12 protein-coding genes are annotated in these 20,841 nt (G+C 71.7%); 5 read left to right on the top strand and 7 right to left on the bottom strand.

Annotation, left to right across the window (positions count from 1 at the left end; genetic code table 11):
* Nucleotides 1-37: 37 nt before the first annotated feature.
* Complete coding sequence (locus BX286_RS25410; protein ID WP_121016400.1) at nucleotides 38-2,812, bottom strand: LamG-like jellyroll fold domain-containing protein; 2,775 nt, start codon at nucleotides 2,810-2,812, stop codon at nucleotides 38-40.
* Between the two features lie 258 nt (nucleotides 2,813-3,070).
* Complete coding sequence (gmd, locus tag BX286_RS25405; RefSeq protein ID WP_121016398.1) at nucleotides 3,071-4,084, bottom strand: GDP-mannose 4,6-dehydratase; 1,014 nt, start codon at nucleotides 4,082-4,084, stop codon at nucleotides 3,071-3,073.
* A 125-nt stretch (nucleotides 4,085-4,209) separates the two neighbouring features.
* Between gmd and BX286_RS25400 the strand changes: the two genes are divergently transcribed.
* Nucleotides 4,210-5,154 (top strand): GDP-L-fucose synthase, encoded by a 945-nt coding sequence (locus BX286_RS25400; protein ID WP_079429845.1) that lies wholly within the window; start codon nucleotides 4,210-4,212, stop codon nucleotides 5,152-5,154.
* A gap of 19 nt (nucleotides 5,155-5,173) precedes the next feature.
* Here BX286_RS25400 and BX286_RS25395 read toward each other — a convergent pair whose 3' ends face one another.
* Nucleotides 5,174-6,661: a sugar transferase gene (locus BX286_RS25395; RefSeq protein WP_079429844.1), complete on the bottom strand. Its 1,488-nt coding sequence runs from the start codon at nucleotides 6,659-6,661 to the stop codon at nucleotides 5,174-5,176.
* Between the two features lie 381 nt (nucleotides 6,662-7,042).
* Between BX286_RS25395 and BX286_RS25390 the strand changes: the two genes are divergently transcribed.
* Nucleotides 7,043-9,316 carry a M4 family metallopeptidase gene (locus tag BX286_RS25390; protein ID WP_079429843.1) on the top strand — a complete coding sequence of 758 codons (2,274 nt, stop codon included), beginning with the start codon at nucleotides 7,043-7,045 and terminating at the stop codon, nucleotides 9,314-9,316.
* Nucleotides 9,317-9,417: 101 nt separating this feature from the next.
* On the opposite strand, the gene BX286_RS25385 is transcribed toward BX286_RS25390, so the two are convergent.
* Nucleotides 9,418-9,912 carry a hypothetical protein gene (locus BX286_RS25385; protein WP_121016396.1) on the bottom strand — a complete coding sequence of 165 codons (495 nt, stop codon included), beginning with the start codon at nucleotides 9,910-9,912 and terminating at the stop codon, nucleotides 9,418-9,420.
* 178 nt (nucleotides 9,913-10,090) lie between these two features.
* Complete coding sequence (locus BX286_RS25380; protein ID WP_121016394.1) at nucleotides 10,091-11,608, bottom strand: MFS transporter; 1,518 nt, start codon at nucleotides 11,606-11,608, stop codon at nucleotides 10,091-10,093.
* Between the two features lie 158 nt (nucleotides 11,609-11,766).
* Between BX286_RS25380 and BX286_RS25375 the strand changes: the two genes are divergently transcribed.
* Entirely contained in the window at nucleotides 11,767-12,798 is a 1,032-nt protein-coding gene (locus BX286_RS25375; protein ID WP_121016393.1) for an Lrp/AsnC family transcriptional regulator, read from the top strand.
* Nucleotides 12,799-12,904: 106 nt separating this feature from the next.
* On the opposite strand, the gene glgP is transcribed toward BX286_RS25375, so the two are convergent.
* On the bottom strand, nucleotides 12,905-15,544 hold the full coding sequence (gene glgP / locus BX286_RS25370; protein ID WP_079429839.1) for an alpha-glucan family phosphorylase: 2,640 nt from the start codon (nucleotides 15,542-15,544) through the stop codon (nucleotides 12,905-12,907).
* Nucleotides 15,545-15,620: 76 nt separating this feature from the next.
* The gene (locus BX286_RS25365) at nucleotides 15,621-16,475 is read right to left on the bottom strand and encodes a hypothetical protein (protein WP_148710295.1); all 855 of its coding nucleotides are present in this window, start codon (nucleotides 16,473-16,475) and stop codon (nucleotides 15,621-15,623) included.
* A 496-nt stretch (nucleotides 16,476-16,971) separates the two neighbouring features.
* Between BX286_RS25365 and BX286_RS25360 the strand changes: the two genes are divergently transcribed.
* Together BX286_RS25360 and treS are read left to right on the top strand one after the other, a co-directional pair.
* The gene (locus BX286_RS25360) at nucleotides 16,972-18,966 is read left to right on the top strand and encodes an alpha-1,4-glucan--maltose-1-phosphate maltosyltransferase (protein ID WP_121016389.1); all 1,995 of its coding nucleotides are present in this window, start codon (nucleotides 16,972-16,974) and stop codon (nucleotides 18,964-18,966) included.
* Nucleotides 18,963-20,657, top strand: coding sequence for a maltose alpha-D-glucosyltransferase (treS, locus tag BX286_RS25355; RefSeq protein ID WP_079429836.1), 1,695 nt, complete (start codon nucleotides 18,963-18,965; stop codon nucleotides 20,655-20,657). Before BX286_RS25360 ends, treS begins: the two co-directional genes overlap by 4 nt.
* Nucleotides 20,658-20,841: the final 184 nt, after the last annotated feature.

Here is a 20,841-nt window from a genome sequence, read left to right as displayed (position 1 = left end):
GGCAGCCGAAGCGCCGGGCCCCGTACGTCTCGGGTGGTTACTTCTGGCCGAAGGTGAGGACCAGCTGCGGAGCGGCGTCCGCGGCGGTCGACTCCGATGACCAGAGCCACAGCGCGTCGGTGCCCGTGCTGGTCAGGCCGAGGCTGTAGCTGCTGCCCAGCGCCGCGGAGAGCGCGGCGGTGTCGAGCTCGACGTTCTGGATCGCCGAGCCGTCCGGCACGCCCCCGATGCTGCCGAGCGGGGTGGTGCCGAGGGTGGGCTTGGTGTTGAACGTGGTGCCCGCGCCGCTCCAGGTGCCGGTGACCGGGACCACGGAGACGGTGTCGGCGGTGCCGGCGCCGGTCTGCGTGGAGGTCTTGAACTGGAGGGAGGCGGCCTTCAGGACCTGTCCGGCCGGGGCGGCCGGGAGGGTGAAGCGCAGGTACGACTCGTACGCGGAGGTGCCGCGCACGGCGAGCTGCGTGGAGGTGCCGTAGGCCGTGGCCGGGGCGCCCTGGTTGATGTAGGTGTCCTCGGCCGCGGGGACCTTGGAGACCGTGTCGGCCGGGGCCTTGGCGAGGTCGTAGTGGCTCTTGACCTGGGCCTGGGTGAGGGCCGTCGGGTAGACGGCGGTCTCGTCGATCTGGCCGGCGAAGAAGTTGCTCGTCGGGCGGTTCGGCCAGCTGTTGAGGTTGTCGCCGCCCACGTGCCAGTAGCCGGCGTACGGGGTGGAGGTGGTGGCGCTGTTGGTGCCCTTGTTCTGGCCGTCGACGTAGAGCGTCATGCCGCCGGGGCCCTGGGTGCCGACGACGTGGTGCCACTTGTTGTCGTTGTACGTCTCGAACAGGCCCGTGGTGATGGTGCGGGTCGAGCCGTTGTAGACGCCGAAGGCGAGGCGGCCGGTGTTGGTCATGTACAGCTGCTTGTCGTAGGAGCCGCTGTTGTTGACCGTGTTGTTGCCGAAGCCGATCAGCTTGCCGCCGCGCGTGGTGTTGGTCTTGAACCAGGTCTCGACGGTGAAGCTGCTGCTCACGAACTGGCGGTGGTCGCTGTACACCTGCTGGCTGGTGCCGTTGAAGCCCATGGCCGTGCTGGTGCCGGTGACGGCGCCCGGGCTCTGGTTCAGCGCCGGGGCGCCCACCTGGATGCCGCTGGTGTTGCCGCCGTCGGAGGAGTCGGCCACGTACGGGCTGACGGTGTCGTCGTAGCGCCAGTACAGGCTGGCGCCGTCGGCGCGGACCTTGTCCGGGTAGGCCGCGACGGAGGCCGGGACGGTCACGGAGGCGGTGGCCGACAGGGCGCTGGTGTTGCCGGCGCCGTCGGTGGCGGTCACCCGGTAGGTGTAGGACTGGCCGGCCTTGACGGTGGTGTCGGTCCAGGAGGCCTGGGGCCGCTCGAACTCCAGGGAGTCGGCGGTCATGGTCTGGATCGGGGTGGCCGAGCCGTTGCGGTAGATCCGGTAGGTCAGCTTGCTGTCGTCCTGGTCGTAGCTGGTGCGCCAGCGGACCTGGACCTCGCCGGGCTTGATGGCGGCGGCGCTGGCGACCGGGGTGGTGGGCGCGCCGACGTCGCCGGTGTTGGCGAAGCGGGTCAGGCCCGCCTGCGGCTTGCCGTTGATCTGGGTGAATTCGCCGCCGACCCAGAGGTACTTGACGTCGGCCTTCTCCGCGACGGCCATGACGCGCGGGCCGATGCCCTCGCCGATGCCGTCGTTGGCGGTGGGGTGCCAGCCGAGCTTGCGCGGGCCGCGCACGAAGCCGTCCACGGGGGCGGGGGGCGTGCCGGTGTGGTCGGTGGGCTGCGCCATCAGGAAGTTGCGCTTGCCGTCGGGGAACTCCAGCTCGGTGGAGCAGTCGTGGCCGTGCGAGGCGCTGTAGAGGACGCCGTCGTAGGGGAGGACGAACTGGGTCGCGCCGAGGCAGCGGTCGCGCCACTTCTCGTTGAAGTCGAGGCCCAGGCCGATGCGGCCGTCGAAGACGCCGCCGCCGGAGCCCTCGTTGCCGGTGTAGTAGCCGGTGGCGTCGGCGGCGATGTCCTTGACGACCGAGTTCGACGGGATGTTGCCGTAGGTCTTGGTGACCGCGCCGGTGGTGGCGTTGACGACCGCCAGGGCGTGCGAGTTGGAGCCGTTGACCGTGAAGAAGTCGCCGCCGAGGAGGACGTTCTTGCCGTCGTTGCTGACCTTGACGGCCCGGCCCGGCTCGTCCGCGTTGGCGGTGAAGGGCTTGAGGGCGCCGGAGGCGGCGTCGACCGCGGCGAACCGCTCGCGGGTCTGGCCCTCGACGGTGGCGAAGTCGCCGCCGATGTAGAGGGTGTCGTCGGTGACGTCGAGCGCGCGCACGGTGGCGGGGACGGCGGGGTGGAAGGAGGCCTTGGGGGTGCAGGTCTCGATGTCGACGGCCGCGAGGCTGGAGACCGGGGTGCCGTTGACTGCGCCGAAGTAGCCGCCCGCGTAGAGGGTCTTGCCGTCCTTGGAGACGGTCAGCGCCCGGACGGTCGCGGTGCCGTCGCCGACGGTGAAGGCCAGCTTGCAGGCGGTGGGGTTGCCGGTGGCGGCGTCGAGCGCCACGAAGTTCACGGCCTCCTGCTCGGTGCCCGCGGCGCCGTCGGGCGGGCGGACGGCCGAGAAGGTGCCGCCGGCGAAGACGGTGCCGTTCGCCTGGGCCATGGCGAAGACGACGCCGTCCGGCTGCCAGGTGGGCAGTTCGTCGGCGGTGAAGGCCACTGGCGGCGTCAGGGCCGATGCCGAGGGCATCAGCACCACCCCCATGCCGGCGCCGGCGCCGGCCAGTGACAGGACGAGGGCAGCAGTCAGCCCTCTGGATCTACGCATGAGCCCCCCAGGGCAATCGCCCGGTCTGATGGCTGGAACTGTACGAACAGCCGTGTGTATCCGACGCAGACTAGGACTCGGGTGACGTCCCGGTCACCTCACTTGACCCACTGCATACCAACTTGGGGTCAACGGGGGCCGGTTCGGAGGAGTCCACGCCGACATACGGCAGGTTGGCCCCGGTCAGAGCCGCGGAACAACGCAGACATGACCGGGACACGGCAAATCGTAGGCGAATCGTAGGCGAAGGATACGGCCTCAGCGGTCGATGCGTACGGTGGCGCCCGCCAGTTGGTCCTCGACCTGCCGGACGTCCGCGTCGACCATGATGCGGGCCAGTTCGGGCACGAGGACCATCGGCTTCCAGCCGAGGATCTCGCGCGCCTTGGAGGCGTCGCCGATGAGGGCGTCGACCTCGCTGGGGCGCTCGTACTTGGGGTCGTAGCGGACGTGCTCGTTCCAGTCGAGGCCGGCGTGGGTGAAGGAGGACTCGACGAACTCCCGTACGGTGGCGGCGACTCCGGTGGCGACCACGTAGTCGGTCGGCTCGTCCTGCTGGAGCATGCGCCACATGGCCTCCACGTACTCGGGGGCGTACCCCCAGTCGCGGACGGCGTCGAGGTTGCCGAGGTAGAGGTGGTCCTGGAGGCCGGCCTTGATCCGGGCGACCGCACGGGTGATCTTGCGGGTCACGAAGGTCTCGCCGCGGCGCGGGGACTCGTGGTTGAAGAGGATCCCGTTGACGGCGAACATGTCGTACGCCTCGCGGTAGTTGACCGTCGTCCAGTACGCGAAGACCTTCGCCGCGCCGTAGGGGCTGCGCGGGTGGAAGGGGGTGTCCTCGTTCTGCGGGGGCGGGGTGGAGCCGTACATCTCCGAGGACGAGGCCTGGTAGATCCGGGTGTCGACGCCGCTGGCCCGGATGGCCTCCAGCAGCCGCAGCGCGCCGAGGCCGGTGACGTCGCCCGTGTAGAGGGGGGCGTCGAAGGAGACCCGGACATGGGACTGGGCGCCGAGGTTGTAGACCTCGTCGGGGCGTATGTCGCGCAGCAGGTTCACCAGGGCGACGCCGTCGGAGAGGTCGGCGTGGTGCAGGACGAAGGAACGGTTCGCCGTCTGCGGGTCCTGGTAGACGTGGTCGATCCGCTCCGTGTTGAAGCTGGAGGACCGCCGCACGAGCCCGTGCACCGTGTAGCCCTTCGAGAGCAGGAGCTCGGCGAGGTACGAGCCGTCCTGTCCGGTGACGCCGGTGATCAGTGCGGTCTTGCCCATGGGTCCCCCTGGGGTCCGTTGTTGCTGTTCTTTGTGAGGCTTCGCCTCGGTGTGTGGTCTGTGGGGCGGGTGGGACACCCTAAGCCCGCACCGGCCCGCCGCGGCGGACTGGCATCATCGGCGGTATGACTAATCCGCAGCCGCTCCTGCCCCCGCACGCCCGCGTCTTCGTCGCCGGACACCGCGGCCTGGTGGGCTCCGCGGTCGTCCGCCGCCTGACCGCCGACGGGCACGAGGTGCTCACCCGCGGCCGCGCCGACCTCGACCTGCGCGACGCCGCCGCGACGGAGGCGTACCTGAGGGACGTCCGTCCCGACGCCGTGGTACTGGCCGCCGCCAAGGTCGGCGGGATCATGGCCAACAGCACCTACCCGGTGCAGTTTCTGGAGGACAACCTCAGGATCCAGCTCAGCGTCATCGGCGGCGCGCACGCCGCGGGTGTGGGCCGGCTGCTGTTCCTGGGCTCCTCCTGCATCTACCCCAAGCTCGCCCCGCAGCCCATCACGGAGGACGCCCTCCTGACCGGACCGCTGGAGCCGACCAACGAGGCCTACGCCCTGGCGAAGATCGCGGGCATCGTGCAGGTCCAGTCGTACCGCAAGCAGTACGGCGCCTCCTACATCTCCGCCATGCCCACCAACCTCTACGGCCCCGGGGACAACTTCGACCTCGAGTCCTCGCACGTGCTGCCCGCGCTCATCCGGCGTTTCCACGAGGCCGCCGCCGAGGGCCGCGACGAGGTCACCCTGTGGGGCAGCGGCACCCCGCGCCGCGAGTTCCTGCACGTGGACGACCTGGCGGCCGCCTGCGCGGTGCTGCTGGAGCGCTACGACGGGGACGAGCCCGTCAACATCGGCTGCGGCGAGGACCTGACCATCAGGGCGCTGGCCGAGACGGTCGCCGAGGTGACCGGCTTCGAGGGCCGGCTCGCCTGGGACACCTCCAAGCCGGACGGCACGCCGCGCAAGCTGCTCGACGTGTCCCGCCTGAACGCGCTGGGCTGGAAGCCCGGCATCGGGCTGCGCGAGGGCATCGCCTCCACCTACCGGTGGTGGCTGGAGCAGAACTGACGTCAACGCCGCCGGCCCCTCAGTACGCTCCGCGACCGTCGACGACGGCGCGGAGGGTACGGCCCATGACGTCGACGTCGCTGGTGAAGGACCAGTTGTCCACGTACTGGAGATCGAGCTGAATCGTTTCGTCCCAGGAGAGGTCGGAGCGTCCGCTGATCTGCCACAGCCCCGTCATCCCGGGCCGCACGGTGAGCCGGCGCAGCTCGACCTCGTCGTACTGCGCCACCTCCTCGGGCAGCGGCGGCCGCGGGCCGACCAGGGACATGCTGCCCGTCAGCACGTTGTACAGCTGGGGCAGTTCGTCCAGCGAGGTGCGGCGCAGCAGCCGGCCCACCCGGGTCACCCGGGGGTCGCGGCGCATCTTGAACATCAGCCCGTCGTTCTCGTTGGACGCCGACAGCTCGGCCTTGAGCCGGTCGGCGTCCTCCACCATGGTGCGGAACTTCCACATGACGAACGGGACCCCGTCGCGCCCGATCCGGCGCTGGCTGTAGAAGGCCGGGCCGCGCGAGCCGAGGCGGATGGCGAGCACCAGCCCGAGGAACAGCGGTGACAGCAGGAGCAGTCCGGCCGCGGCCGCCACCCGGTCGAGCGCCGACTTGAGCAGGGGCTGGGCCCCCCGGCGCACGGGCGGGGCGACCCGCAGCACGGCGAGCCCGCCGGCGGACAGGGTCTCCAGCCGCTTGACGGAGACCTCCACCAGGCCGGGGAAGACCGCCATCTCCAGCCCCTCGTCGTGCAGCGCCCACGCCACCCGGCGCAGCCGCTCCCCCGCGATCCGCGCCCCGGGCACCACCAGCACCAGGTCGGCGTGGTGGCTGCGGACGGCGCCGAGCACGGCGGCCGGGTCCTCGGTCGGGGCCTCGGGCATCCGGGCGCCGAGCCGGGCCGCGACGGGCACGCCGCCTTCGGGGGCGCCCTCGCCGACCGGGCACACGCCGACGACCACGTAGGGGTGGTCGGTGCGCGCCGCGAGGTGGGCGATGACGTGGTCGGCCGCCGCCGGTTCGCCGACGACCAGGACCCGGCTGACGGCCTGGGCCTCGCGGCGGGCGGCGTGGAGGTGACGGTAGGTCAGTTTGCGGCAGGCGACGGTGACCAGGAGGGCGGGCAGCAGTGCCCCGAGGGCGGCCAGCCGGGGCGTGCTCTCCCCGGTGAGCACGCGGACGACGGCCAGGACGCCGATGAGAATCAGCCAGTCGTGGACGACGGGCAGCACTCCGCGGGATTCTCCGAGGGCCCGGGTGGCGTAACGTCGCCGCAGGGCCTGTACGCCGGCCCAGGCGAGGGCCGCACCGAGGGCGCAGTACACGGGCCTGGCCTGCTGCGCCGCGTCGAAGACCAGGCCGACGGGCACGGCAGCGCCGGCGAAGTCGGCACCCACGGCGGCGGGCAGGTACCAGCGGGCCTTGTCACCGATGCGCCGCGCGGGGGCGTCCTGGGGCCCGTCCGAACCACCGGCCGCCGCGGCCACTCTTTGCGCAGGAAAATGGACATGCCTCATGGGCCCCCCTGGCACGTGGTCTATGTCGCTGGCGCATGTCCGCTGCTTCCCCAGGCAACGAACATCTGTCGCACCGGGAAACAGTACGACAAACACCCGTACGGTAAATGCCGTTTGGGTGAACGGGGCCTCTTGTTACCCAAGGGTTAGCAACCGGTACCAACCGTTCCACCGCATCCGGAGTTCCTTCGCACGCGAAGGTGAATGGTTCGGATACCGGATACGTCTCTTCGGACAACGAACCGTTTCCAGCCAACCTTTTGATGTGGCCCTGACATTGGACACTCCAGCTGTCACGCTCTGATCCGTTCATCGCACAGCCCTGATCTGCCCGGTGGCCCACCCAGCCATCCGGAACCCCCCTTGCAGAAGGAGTCTGCGTTGAGTCCCACCCCCCAGCGGCGTGCCACCGCGGCCGGCGCACTCGTAGCCGCGGCGGCCCTGGTCGCCGTAGGTATGCAGGCCGGTACCGCCACCGCCGCCGCCGACGCCACCGCGTCGCAGACCCGCACGGCCGCCCAGCCCAACCCGGGCGCGGCCAATGTCGTACTCAGCGCTTCGGAGCGTGCGACGCTCATCAGCGAGGCCAACTCGACCACCGCGCAGGCCGCCAAGGCGCTCGGCCTCGGCAGCGGTGAGAAGCTGATCGTCCGCGATGTGGTCAAGGACGCCGACGGCACCACCCACACCACCTACGAGCGGACCTACGACGGTCTGCCGGTGCTCGGCGGTGACCTGACCGTCCACGCGAAGGGCGGGGTGACCAAGAGCGTCACCAAGGCGACTCAGCACGAGATCAAGGTCTCCGACACCAACGCCACGGTCAGCGCGGCCGACGCGGAGGGCCAGGCGGTCGCCGCCGCCAACTCCGAGGGCTCCAAGCAGTCCAAGGCCGACAAGGGCGCCCGCAAGGTGATCTGGGCCGCGGACGGCGTTCCGGTCCTCGCCTACGAGACGGTCGTCGGCGGGCTCCAGGACGACGGCACCCCGAGCCGGCTGCACGTGATCACCAACGCCAAGACCGGCGCGAAGATCAGCCAGTGGCAGTCCGTCGAGACCGGCACGGGCAACACGCAGTACAGCGGCCAGGTCACCCTCGGCACCACCCTGTCCGGCAGCAACTACACGCTGACCGACGGCACCCGCGGCGGCCACAAGACGTACAACCTCAACGGTGGTTCGTCCGGCACCGGCACGCTGTTCAGCAAGACCACCGACGTCTGGGGCAACGGCCTGCCCTCCAACAAGGAGACGGCCGGCGCGGACGCCGCCTACGGCGCCCAGCTGACCTGGGACTACTACAAGAACGTCCACGGCCGCAACGGCCTGCGCAACGACGGCGTGGCCCCGTACAGCCGGGTCCACTACGGCAACGCGTACGTGAACGCCTTCTGGGACGACTCCTGCTTCTGCATGACCTACGGTGACGGCGAGGGCAACAACAAGCCCCTCACCTCCATCGACGTGGCCGCGCACGAGATGACCCACGGTCTGACCTCGGTCACCGGCAACATGACCTACAGCGGTGAGCCCGGCGGTCTGAACGAGGCCACCTCCGACATCATGGCCGCGGCCGTCGAGTTCTGGGCCAACAACCCGGCCGACGTCGGCGACTACCTCGTCGGCGAGAAGATCGACATCAACGGCGACGGCACCCCGCTGCGCTACATGGACAAGCCGAGCAAGGACGGCGCGTCCAAGGACGCCTGGTACTCCGGCATCAGCTCGATCGACGTCCACTACTCCTCGGGTCCGGCGAACCACTGGTTCTACCTGGCCTCCGAGGGCTCCGGCGCCAAGGTCATCAACGGCGTGAGCTACAACTCGCCGACCTCCGACGGCCTCCCGGTCACCGCGATCGGCCGTGACGCCGCCGCGAAGATCTGGTTCCGCGCGCTGACGGTGGGCTACTTCAAGTCGACCACCAACTACGCCGACGCCCGCGTCCAGACCCTGAAGGCCGCCGCCGACCTGTACGGCGCCGGCTCGGCCACGTACAACAACGTGGCCAACGCCTGGGCCGCCATCAACGTCGGCCCGCGCATCAACGACGGGGTCACCGTCACCGCGATCCCGAACCAGACCACCGTGATCAACACCCCGGTGAGCCTCCAGGTCCAGGCGACCAGCACCAACGCGGGCGCCCTGACCTACTCGGCGACCGGCCTGCCGGCCGGCCTGTCGATCAACTCCTCCACCGGTCTGATCTCCGGTACGGCGACCACCGCGGGCACGTCCAACGTGACCGTGACCGTCACCGACTCGGCGAGCAAGACGGGCACCGCGTCCTTCACCTGGACCGTCGGGACCGCGCAGCAGAACGTGTTCGAGAACACGACCGACTACGCGATCAACGACAACGCCACGGTCGAGTCCCCGATCACCGTCACCCGCTCGGGCAACGCGCCGTCCACCCTCAAGGTGGACGTCAACATCCTGCACACCTACATCGGCGACCTGAAGGTCGACCTGGTGGCGCCTGACGGCAGCGTCTACAACCTGCACAACCGCTCGGGCGGCAGCGCCGACAACATCATCAAGAGCTACACCGTCGACGCCTCCTCCGAGGTCGCCAACGGCGTCTGGAAGCTGCGCGTCAACGACAACGCCAGCCTGGACACGGGCAAGATCGACAGCTGGAAGCTCACCTTCTGACCCCTCGGGGCAGGGAGTGAACCACGGCTGAACCGCTGAAACCACGGGGCCGCCCGGGAGGAAACCTCCCCGGGCGGCCCTGTTCCATGTGCTGCTGCGGGTCAGCCGATCGAGCGGAAGGCCGCTTCGAGGAAGGCCTTGTCGAAGACGACGCGGTCCTTGCCGCGCTCCTGGCGGGGCCGGGCACGGTCCTCGTCGCCCCAGTCGTCGTCGCGGTCGTGGCGGCCGTGGTGGTGGTCGTCGTCGGTCGGCTTGAGGTAGACCGAGCGGGCGTTCAGGTCGTGCGCGCGCTCGCCCGGCCGCAGCACCTCCTGGGCCTCGCCGCCGCAGCTCTCGTCGCGGAAGACGAGGACCAGCGAATCGGTCTCGTTCCACACCGCGTAGGCCGCGCGGTCGCGGCCGGTGCCCGTCAGCCGGTAGCAGGTGTCGTTGTCGGCCGGCTCGATGGTCCGGCTGCCGTCGTCGTCCGGGAGCCGGTAATGGATCTCGCCGAGGTCGTCGTGGCCGTTGGCCAGGGCCTGGCCCGCGGTGGGCAGGACGAGGGCGGCGGAGGCGAGGAGCGTGGCGGCGGCGGTCGCGGTGGGGCGCAGGCGCATGGCGGGGTCCGTTTCTCGCGGGGCGGGGGTCCGCGGGGCAGCCTAGGAGTCGGCGGGGGCTCCGCAGTGGCGCCATGCGCCAGGTGTTCGGAGGTTCACCCTCCTGGTCCGCCGCGCGGGGCCGCCTCCCCGCCCCGCCCTTCACCCGTTCTCCGGGGGCCGCCCCGGACCCCGCGCCTCAGTCGCCGGCGGGGCTGGAAACGCGCTGCGCCTGGGCCGGGACGGCCGCCCCGGACGGGGCGGCGGGCGCCGTCGGGCGGCGGATCAGGAGGAGGACCACCAGGCCTCCGGCCAGGCCCAGCGCCCCCGAGACCACGAACGCCTCCCGCAGCCCGCTCGCGAACGCCGCATCCACCCACGCCCGCGCCCCCGGCACGGAGGCCAGCAGCCGCCCCGCCCCGCCGGAGGCCAGCGCGTCGGCGGTGCCCGCCGGCCGGCCGGCGAGCCCGTCCCTCAGCCCGGCGTGGAACACCCCGCCCAGCACCGCGATGCCCAGGGCCGTACCCAGCTGCCGCGAGGTGTTCAGCACACCGCCGGCCATGCCCGCCCGGGCCGGCGGCACCGCCCCCATGGCGGTGGCCGCCAGCGCCGGCATCGAGACGCCCACGCCGACCCCGGTCAGCGCCAGCCCCGGCACCAGCGCGGGCCAGCTGTCGCCCGCGTCCAGCATCCAGGCCTGGAGCAGCGCGCCCGCGCCGATCAGCAGCAGTCCGCCGCCGATGGTCAGCCGTGCGGAGACCCCGTGCAGCAGCCGCCCGGCCACCGCCGCGACGACGAAGGCCGCCAGGCTCATCGGCACCAGCGCCAGACCGGCGCCCACCGGGGTCATCCCCTCGGCGGACTGCAGCCACAGGGAGACGTACATCAGGTACGAGAACGCCGCCCCGGAAGTCAGCAGTCCCGCGGTCATGACCGCCGCGAAGGCCGGGCTGCGGAAGAGCGAGAGGTCCAGCATCGGGCGGGAGCCGCGCAGCTCGACGAGGACGAAGGCGGCGAACGCCACCGCAGCCAGGGCGAACAGCCCCAGGGCGGCGGGCGAGGTCCAGCCGTCCTCACCGGCCCGGATCAGCGCGTACGTCAGGGCCCCGGCCCCCACGGTGAAGGTGGCCATGCCGGGCAGGTCCAGCCCCTGGGCGCGCGGGTCGCGGGACTCCGCCACCGCCCTGAGGGTCACGAACACCGCCAGGGCGCACAGCGGCAGGTTGATGAAGAAGATCCAGCGCCAGCCGAAGTGCTCGGTGAGCAGCCCGCCGACGATCGGCCCGGCCGCCGCGGCGGCACCGTTGACCGCGCCCCAGACGCCGAAGGCGATCCCCCGGTCGCGGCCCTGGTAGGAGGCGCTGAGCAGGGCCATGGACGTGGCGGCCATCGCCGCGCCGCCGATGCCCTGGACGGCACGGAAGGCGATCAGCGCCCCCGGCCCGTCGGCCAGGCCGCAGACGAGGGAGGCGCCGGCGAAGAGCACGAGCCCGCCGAGGTAGACCCGGCGGCGGCCGATCCGGTCGGCGAGCGAGCCCGAGCCGAGCAGCAGGGCGGCGAGGGCGAGGGCGTAGATGTCCATCACCCACTGGAGCCCCGAGAAGCCTGTGTGCATGTCGGCGGCCATGTCCGGGAGGGCGACGGTCACGATCGTGACGTCGACCAGGAGCATGAACGCCCCGATGCACACCGCCGTCAGCGGCAGCCATTTGCGCATGGGTCTTCTCCTCTTGGTTCTTCCGAGCCGGGGTCGTCGGTGCCCGGCGGGATCTTCGCTGTGGTCGCCCCACCGTGGCAGTGGGTCCCCGAATCACCCACCCGGAAGGGCCCTTCCGCAGAATTCTCGTTATCGAGGCGCCTGGAATGATGGAAACCATGCATCCCACACTCCGGGCCGGAAACCGCCCCACCGAGCTGGACGCCTTCGACCGGCTCCTCGCGCACGCCCTGTCCATCGACGGGCGGGCGCCCTTCAGCCGGCTCGCGGAGGTGCTGGAGGTCTCCGACCAGACCGTGGTGCGGCGCTACCACCGGCTGCGCGGCAACGGCCTGCTGCGGGTCGTCGGACTGCCCGTCGGGAGCCGGGTCGGGCTGTTCGAGTCCTGGCTGCGCGTGCAGTGCGCACCCGACGCGGCGGTCGCGGTGGCCGAGGCGCTGGCCCGGCGGCCGGACATCGCGTGGGTGTCGCTGAACTCGGGCGGTACGGAGATCCACTGCATGACCCGGGCCCGGACCCGGGAGGACCGCGACGCCCTGCTCCTGGAGAAGCTGCCCCGCACCCGGCGGGTGACGGCCATCAGCGCGCACACCGTCCTGCGCAAGTACATCGGCGGCCCCGGGGTCTGGGCGGGGCTGGAGGGGCTGCGCCCGGACCAGGTGGCCGCCCTGCGCCCGCCGCCGCTCGCGCCGGAGTACGGGCAGGCACGCTACACCCTCGACGAGGCCGAGCTGGCACTGCTGGGGGTGCTGCGGCGGGACGGCCGGGCGGGCTATCCGGAACTGGCCAAGGCCTCGGGGCTGTCGGAGTCCACGGCCCGGCGCCGGCTGGAGCGGCTGCGGGAGCGCGGGGCGGTCTTCTTCGACGTGGAGATCATCCCCGAGCACCTGGGCTTCGAGACGGACACCTCCCTGCTGCTGAACGTGCCGCCGGCCCGGCTGGCGGAGGTGGGGGCCGCGCTGGCGGGCCATCCGGAGGTGCCGTTCGCGGCGGCCATCACCGGGGCGGCGAACCTGCTGGCCGTGGTGCTGTGCCGGGACACCGACGCGCTGTACACGTACCTGACCGAGCGGATCGGCGCGGTGCCGGGCATCGGGCAGGTGGAGGTGATCCCGAACCTGCGGACCCTCAAGCGGGCCGGGATGCTGGTCGAGGACGGCCGGCTGGTGGACCCGCCGCCCGCCCCCTGACCCCCGGGCGGCGAGGCCCGGCCCTCACCACCCGGGCCTCACCACCCGGCCGTACCCCCGGCCGTCACCACCCGGCTGTCACCGCCCGGGCCTCACCACCCGGCCCTCACCGCAGCAGGACGCCGCCCGCCCGTTCGGCGTCCACCACCGGGCCCGCGACCAGGCCCAGTTCGGCCGGGGTCGCCAGCAGCGGGTGCGTGGGCAGCACCCGTACCGTGTAGCCGAAGGGCCCCGTCCGGTCGAGGGCGAGCGGGCCCTCGTACACCCAGCGCCCCTCCAGGTCGGGACCGGCGGAGGGCTTGAGCGGGAAGGCCCGCCCGTCCTTGATCACGTCCTGGGCGTCCACCCGTCCCGCGACGGCCTGCACCTCCACGTCCTCCGGCGCGAGCGCGTCCAGCGCCACCCGCACCCGCAGCGTGAGGGTGGCCCCCAGCTCGGCGGTACCGCCCACCGGCGTCGCGGCGACGGCCTCCACGTGCTCGACGGCGACCCTCGGCCAGGCCGCCCGGATCCGGCCCTTCCACCAGGCCAGGTCCCGGGCCGCGTCGGCGGTCAGGGCGCGGTGGGAGAGCGCGGCGGGGGCGTAGATCCGTTCCACGTACTCCCGTACCATCCGCCCCGCGAGCACCTTCGGGCCCAGGGACACCAGGGTGCGCCGGACCATCTCGATCCACCGGTCGGGCAGCCCGCTGCGGCCCGACCGGTCGTAGAAGCGGGGGGCCACCCGGTTCTCGATCAGCTCGTAGAGGGCGGCCGCCTCCAGGTCGTCGCGCCGCTCCTCGTCCGTGCCGAGGCCGTCGGCGGTGGGGATGGCCCAGCCGAAGTCGGGCTCGAACCACTCGTCCCACCAGCCGTCCAGGACGGACAGGTTGAGGCAGCCGTTGAGCGCGGCCTTCATCCCGCTGGTCCCGCAGGCCTCCAGCGGCCGCAGCGGGTTGTTGAGCCAGACGTCGCAGCCCGGGTACAGCTTCTGCGCCATGGCCATGCCGTAGTCCGGCAGGAAGACGATCCGGTGGCGCACGCGCGGGTCGTCCGAGAAGCGCACCAGCTCCTGGACGAGCCGCTTGCCGCCGTCGTCCGCCGGGTGCGCCTTGCCCGCGACGACGATCTGCACCGGGCGGTCGGGGTCCAGCAGCAGGGCGCGCAGCCGATCGGGGTCGCGCAGCATCAGCGTGAGCCGCTTGTACGAGGGGACGCGGCGGGCGAAGCCGATGGTGAGCACGTCCGGGTCGAGGACGCCGTCCACCCAGCCGAGTTCGGCGTCGGCGGCACCGCGCTGCTTCCAGGAGGCGCGCAGCCGGTCGCGCACCTCCTGGACGAGTTGCTCGCGCAGGGAGCGCCGTACGTCCCACACGTCCTGGTCGGCGATCTGCGCGACGGCGTCCCAGCGGGTGGAGCCGCCGACGGCGAGGGCGTCCTCGGTGCGCCCGGCGCCGATCTGACGGGTGCCGAGCCGCATCACCTCGGGGGCGACCCAGGTCGGGGCGTGCACCCCGTTGGTCACGGAGGTGATGGGCACGTCGGCCGCGTCGAAGCCCGGCCAGAGCCCGGCGAACATGCCGCGGCTGACCGCGCCGTGGAGGGTGGAGACCCCGTTGGCGCGCTGGGCGAGGCGCAGGCCCATGACGGCCATGTTGAAGACCCCGGGGTCGCCGCCGGGGTAGGACTCGGCGCCGAGTTCCAGGATCCGGTCGACGGGCAGGCCGGCGAGTTCGCCGCCGTCGCCGAAGTGGCGGGCGACCAGGGAGCGCTCGAAGCGGTCGATGCCGGCGGGGACGGGGGTGTGGGTGGTGAAGACGGTCCCGGCGCGGACGGCTTCGACGGCGGCCTCGAAGCCGAGGCCGCGCTCCCCTTCCAGTTCCCTTATGCGTTCGAGGCCGAGGAAGCCGGCGTGTCCCTCGTTGGTGTGGAAGACCTCGGGGGCGGGGTGGCCGGTGATGCGGCAGTAGGCGCGGACGGCCCGGACGCCGCCGATGCCGAGCAGCATCTCCTGGAGGAGGCGGTGGTCGCTGCCGCCGCCGTAGAGGCGGTCGGTCACCTCGCGGGCGCCGGCGTCGTTGTCCTCGACGTCGGAGTCGAGCAGGAGCAGCGGGACGCGGCCGACGCGGGCCTGCCAGATGTGCGCGTGCAACGACCGGCCGCCGGGGAGGGCGAGGGTGACGCGGGCGGGGGTGCCGTCCTCCTGGCGGAGCAGGCTGAGGGGCAGCTCCTGGGGGTCGAGGACCGGGTAGTGCTCCTGCTGCCAGCCGTCGCGGGAGAGGGACTGGCGGAAGTAGCCGTGCCGGTAGAGCAGGCCGACGCCGACGATGGGGACGCCGAGGTCGCTGGCGGCCTTGAGGTGGTCGCCGGCCAGGATCCCGAGTCCGCCGGAGTACTGGGGAAGGGCTGCGGTGATGCCGAATTCGGGGGAGAAGTAGGCGATGGCGGCGGGGAGGCCGCCGTTGTTCTCGTGGGTCTGGTACCACCTGCCGCCGTGGAGGTAGTCGTCGAGGTCGGCGACGGCGACGGCGAGCCGGCGCAGGAAGCGCCGGTCGGCGGCGAGTTCGGAGAGCCGGGCGGCGGAGACGGAGCCGAGCAGTCGGACGGGGTCGCCGCCGGCGGCCCGCCAGCCCTCGGGGTCGACGGATTGGAAGAGTTCGCGGGTTTCCGTATGCCACGACCAGCGCAGGTTGCGCGCGAGTTCGGCGAGTGGCATGAGGGGCTCGGGGAGGACGGGGCGCACGGTGAATCGACGGATAGCCTTCACGTGTTCCACCTTCGCAGGGGATGACGGATCGGAGCGGCCGCACCACGCTGTGCAGGCACGCAACGCCCCCGGAAGGCTACTGCCGGACCCGGTCGCCGGGTGGCCGTTCGTCCAACAGGTCGTCCAGGTAGGGGCGCAGCGGGGGCGGAACGAGGCGGCGTTCGAGGCCGCGCAGCAGGGTCAGGACGGCCGCGGAGGCGAAGTGGCCGAGCCGCAGCAGGGCGTACAGCTCTCCCTCGCGCGCCTCGGGGTCGGTCTCGGTGACGGCGGCGCGGGCCAGGGCGGTGCACAGCCGGCGGCCGTCGTCCCCGTCCCAGGCGTCGGGCCAGTCGGCGGCCTCCTCCGCCGCCAGGCGCCGTACCCGCGGGTCGGGGTCGCCCATCCGGCGGACGCAGTCGCGCGCGCGGGGGTCGGCTTCGAGCCGGTCCCACTCCTCCAGCCCGCGCGCCCCGGCGCCGGACAGCAGGACCCGGGCGGTGCTGCCGGCGTCGAGCCGGTCGACGGCCCGCCCGTAGAGCTCGATCCGTTCCAGGACCACCCACGCCCCGCCGGGGGTGCGCAGCCGCGACCCGGTACGGGGTGCCCCGCGCAGGCAGCGCACCACGGCGAGGGTGGCGGCCCCGCCGGGGGTGACGCGCGCGGAGACCTGGAGCCGGCCGGCCCGGGCGAGGAGCCGTTCCAGCACGGGCGGCGCGGGCCAGACCAGCCCGAGCCGCTGGAGCCCGAGGTCGCTGATCCCGCCTTCGACGGCGACGAGCGCGCCGGTCTGGGCCTCCAGGGCGCCGGGGTCCTCCTCGGCGCAGGCGGCCTCGACGAGCACCCCGGCCAGTTCCGCCTCCGCCCCGGGGTCCCACACCGCCCCGCTCACCCGTCTCGCGGCTTCCGCGCGCTGCCGGGGGTCGGGATGCACGAGCTGCTCGGTCAGGCCCATGCCGCGCATTCTCGCGCGGATCAGGCGCCCGGGTGACCCCTTCCGAAGTGCTGAAACACCGTCAGTCCGAGGGGTGTGCGGCCGGCGCCCGCGCTGCGGTGCGGGGCGTGCGCATGGGGAGTGAGGGGGTCAGCGGGACGAGGGTGGAAGGGGTGACACGTTGGACGTCACCTGGTCCTCGCCGACTTGACGGAGCCTCGACCGATGTCGAGCGGCCCCTTGGGGAATGGGGCGCTCCCTACGTACGAGTAGTTGACCCACAGCACGGATTGGGCGCTGGAGGATTGGGAAGGGCTCAGCGGGTACACGCGGTACGCGCACGGCAAACCCCCGACCTTCTCCCGCCACCCGAGTGAACGCGGACAGGAGCGGCCATGCCCGCAGCCCAGCCGTCTTCCGAGCGGCTAGAAACAGAGCGAACAGAGCGTGCACTACCGGCCGCGGTCCCGGCCGGCCCGTCACCGAGCCCTGCGAACTGCCCCCAGGTGATCCCATCATGATCGGTCGCATTCCCGTGCTGGACGTCCTCCCCGCCGTCGACTGCGGCGCCAGACCCGCCAAAGCGGTGGTGGACGAGGTCTTCGAGATTTCCGCCACCGTGTTCCGGGAGGGTCACGACGCCGTTTCCGCCCATGTGGTCCTGCGCGATCCGAGCGGGCGGCTGCGCCCGCCGGTGCCGATGCGCGAGCTGGCCCCCGGTACCGACCGCTGGGGTGCCCGGGTGTCCGCCGAGGTCGAAGGGAGGTGGACGTACACCGTCGAGGCGTGGAGCGATCCGGTCGCCACCTGGCGGGCCCATGCCGCGGTCAAGGTCCCGGCGGGCATCGACACCGGGCTGCTGTTCCTGGAAGGCGCCGAGCTCTACGAGCGGGCGGCCGCGAAGGTTCCCAAGCGCGACGGGCGCGAGGCCGTGCTGGCCGCGGCCGATGCGATGCGCAACGAGGACCTGACCGTGGAGGCGCGCCACGCGGCGGCGCTCGCCCCGGCCGTCGACGCGGCGCTGGCCCGGCGCCCGTACCGGGAGCTGGTGACCTCCGCGAAGGCGCTGCCGCTGCTGGTCGAGCGCAAGCGGGCCCTCTTCGGCTCCTGGTACGAGATGTTCCCCCGCTCCGAGGGAGCGGTGGTGGAGCCCGGCTCGGCCCCTGTCAGCGGCACCTTCCGGACCGCCGCCGACCGGCTTCCGGCCATCGCCGCGATGGGGTTCGACGTGGTGTACCTGCCGCCGATCCACCCGATCGGGTCGACCTTCCGCAAGGGCCCCAACAACACGCTGTCAGCGGGGAGTTGGGATCCCGGAGTGCCGTGGGCCATCGGTTCCCCGGAGGGCGGGCACGACGCCGTCCACCCGGACCTCGGGACGCTGGAGGACTTCGACGCCTTCGTGGCGCGCGCCCGTGAGCTGCGGATGGAGATCGCCCTGGACTTCGCCCTCCAGTGCTCCCCGGACCACCCCTGGGTGGAGAAGCACCCGGAGTGGTTCCGCCACCGGGCCGACGGGACGATCGCCTACGCCGAGAACCCGCCGAAGAAGTATCAGGACATCTACCCGGTCCACTTCGACAACGACATGGCCGGGATCGTGGAGGAGACCTGCCGGATCCTGCGCCACTGGATGGACCACGGGGTCCGGATCTTCCGCGTCGACAACCCGCACACCAAGCCGGTCGTCTTCTGGCAGAAGGTGATCGCGGACATCAACAAGAACGATCCCGACGTGATCTTCCTGGCGGAGGCCTTCACCCGGCCCGCGATGATGCGCGCGCTCGCCTCGGTCGGCTTCCAGCAGTCGTACACGTACTTCACCTGGCGCAACACCAAGGCCGAGCTGACCGAGTACCTGACCGAGCTGTCCGGGACCCGTTCGGCCTCCGTGATGCGGCCGAACTTCTTCGTCAACACGCCCGACATCCTCCACGAGTACCTCCAGAAGGGCGGCCGTCCCGCCTTCGAGGTCCGCGCGGTCCTCGCCGCCACCCTCTCCCCCACCTGGGGCGTCTACGCCGGCTACGAGCTGTGCGAGAACGAGCCGGTGCGCGAGGGCAGCGAGGAGTACCTGAACTCCGAGAAGTACGAACTGCGCCCCCGCGACTGGGCGGCGGCCGACCGCGAGGGCCGTTCCATCGCCCCGCTGATCACGGCCCTGAACCGGCTGCGCCGGCGCAACCCGGCCCTCCAGCAGCTACGGGACATCCACTTCCACGCGACCGACAACGAACAGGTGATCGCCTATTCGAAGCACGCGGGAGGAAATTCCGTACTGGTGGTCGTCAACCTCGACCCGCACCACACCCAGGAGGCGACGGTCTCGTTGGACATGCCGGTACTCGGCCTCGACTGGCACGGGTCCCTCGCGGTGCGCGACGAGCTCACCGGCGAGACCTACCACTGGGGCAGGGCGAACTACGTACGCCTGGAGCCGGGCCGCACGCCCGCGCACGTACTGGCCGCCCTGCGACCGTCCCCGCCCACCGGAGGGTCACCCACCACATGATGATCAACGATCCCGTCCCCGACACCTTCGAGGACACCCCCGCCAAGGACCGCGACCCCGACTGGTTCAAGCGGGCCGTCTTCTACGAGGTCCTGGTCCGCTCCTTCCACGACAGCAACGGCGACGGCGTCGGGGACCTCAAGGGGCTCACCCAGAAGCTGGACTACCTCCAGTGGCTGGGCATCGACTGCCTGTGGCTGCCGCCGTTCTTCGCCTCGCCGCTGCGCGACGGGGGCTACGACGTCTCCGACTACACCGCCGTGCTCCCCGAGTTCGGAGACCTCGCCGACTTCGTGGAGTTCGTGGACGCCGCGCACAGCCGCGGCATGCGGGTGATCATCGACTTCGTCATGAACCACACCAGCGACCAGCACGAGTGGTTCCAGCAGTCCCGCAAGGACCCGGACGGGCCCTACGGGGACTACTACATGTGGGCGGACAACGACAAGCAGTACCAGGACGCCCGGATCATCTTCATCGACACCGAGACCTCGAACTGGACCTACGACCCGGTCCGCAAGCAGTACTACTGGCACCGCTTCTTCTCGCACCAGCCGGACCTCAACTTCGAGAACCCGGCCGTGCAGGAGGAGATCATCTCCGCGCTGCGGTTCTGGCTCGACCTCGGCATCGACGGCTTCCGCCTCGACGCCGTGCCCTACCTGTACGCCGAGGAGGGCACCAACTGCGAGAACCTGCCCCGCACCCACGCGCTCCTCAAGCGGGTCAGGGCGGAGATCGACGCGCACTACCCGGACACCGTCCTTCTCGCCGAGGCCAACCAGTGGCCCGAGGACGTCGTGGACTACTTCGGGGACTACGCGGCCGGCGGCGACGAGTGCCACATGGCCTTCCACTTCCCGGTCATGCCGCGCATCTTCATGGCCGTGCGCCGCGAGTCGCGCTATCCCGTCTCGGAGATCCTGGCCAAGACCCCGGCGATCCCGGACCGCTGCCAGTGGGGCATCTTCCTGCGCAACCACGACGAGCTCACCCTCGAAATGGTCACGGACGAAGAGCGCGACTACATGTACTCCGAGTACGCCAAGGACCCCCGGATGCGCGCCAACATCGGCATCCGGCGCCGGCTCGCGCCGCTCCTGGACAACGACCGCAACCAGATCGAGCTGTTCACCGCCCTGCTGCTGTCCCTGCCCGGCTCGCCGATCCTCTACTACGGCGACGAGATCGGCATGGGCGACAACATCTGGCTGGGCGACCGCGACGGCGTGCGCACGCCGATGCAGTGGACCCCCGACCGCAACGCCGGTTTCTCCTCCTGCGATCCGGGAAGGCTGAACCTGCCGGTCATCATGGACCCCGTCTACGGGTACCAGGTCACCAACGTCGAGGCGGCCATGGCGTCGCCCTCCTCACTGCTGCACTGGACCCGCAGGCTCATCGAGATCCGCAAGGTGAACCCCGCCTTCGGACTCGGCTCGTACACCGAACTGCCCTCGTCCAACCCGGCCGTCCTCGCGTTCCTGCGCGAGTACGGGGACGACCTGGTGCTGTGCGTGCACAACTTCTCGCGCTTCGCGCAGCCCACCGAGCTGGACCTGCGGTCCTTCAACGGGCGGGTACCGGTGGAGCTCACGGGTGACGTGCGCTTCCCGCCGATCGGTGAATGGCCGTACCTGCTGACCCTGGCGGGCCACGGCTTCTACTGGTTCCGCCTGCGCCGGGAGTAGGCGCCGGCCGAAGGCCGGCCGCGCGAACCCGCGCGGCACCGGAACGGGGCGGGCACTCCAACGGGTCAACGCCCGCCCCTGTACGGAGCATCCTGACCCGACACTCGCACTTACCGGAGAAGCAACTGCCGCACATCCGGGACACTCTGCGCATTCTGTGACGGCCCGGGGAAAGGACGCGACG

The organism is Streptomyces sp. 3211.6 (genome assembly GCF_003634815.1).
GTDB classification, from domain to species: domain Bacteria; phylum Actinomycetota; class Actinomycetes; order Streptomycetales; family Streptomycetaceae; genus Streptomyces; species Streptomyces katrae_A.
This window is presented reverse-complemented; position numbering and strand designations above follow the sequence as displayed.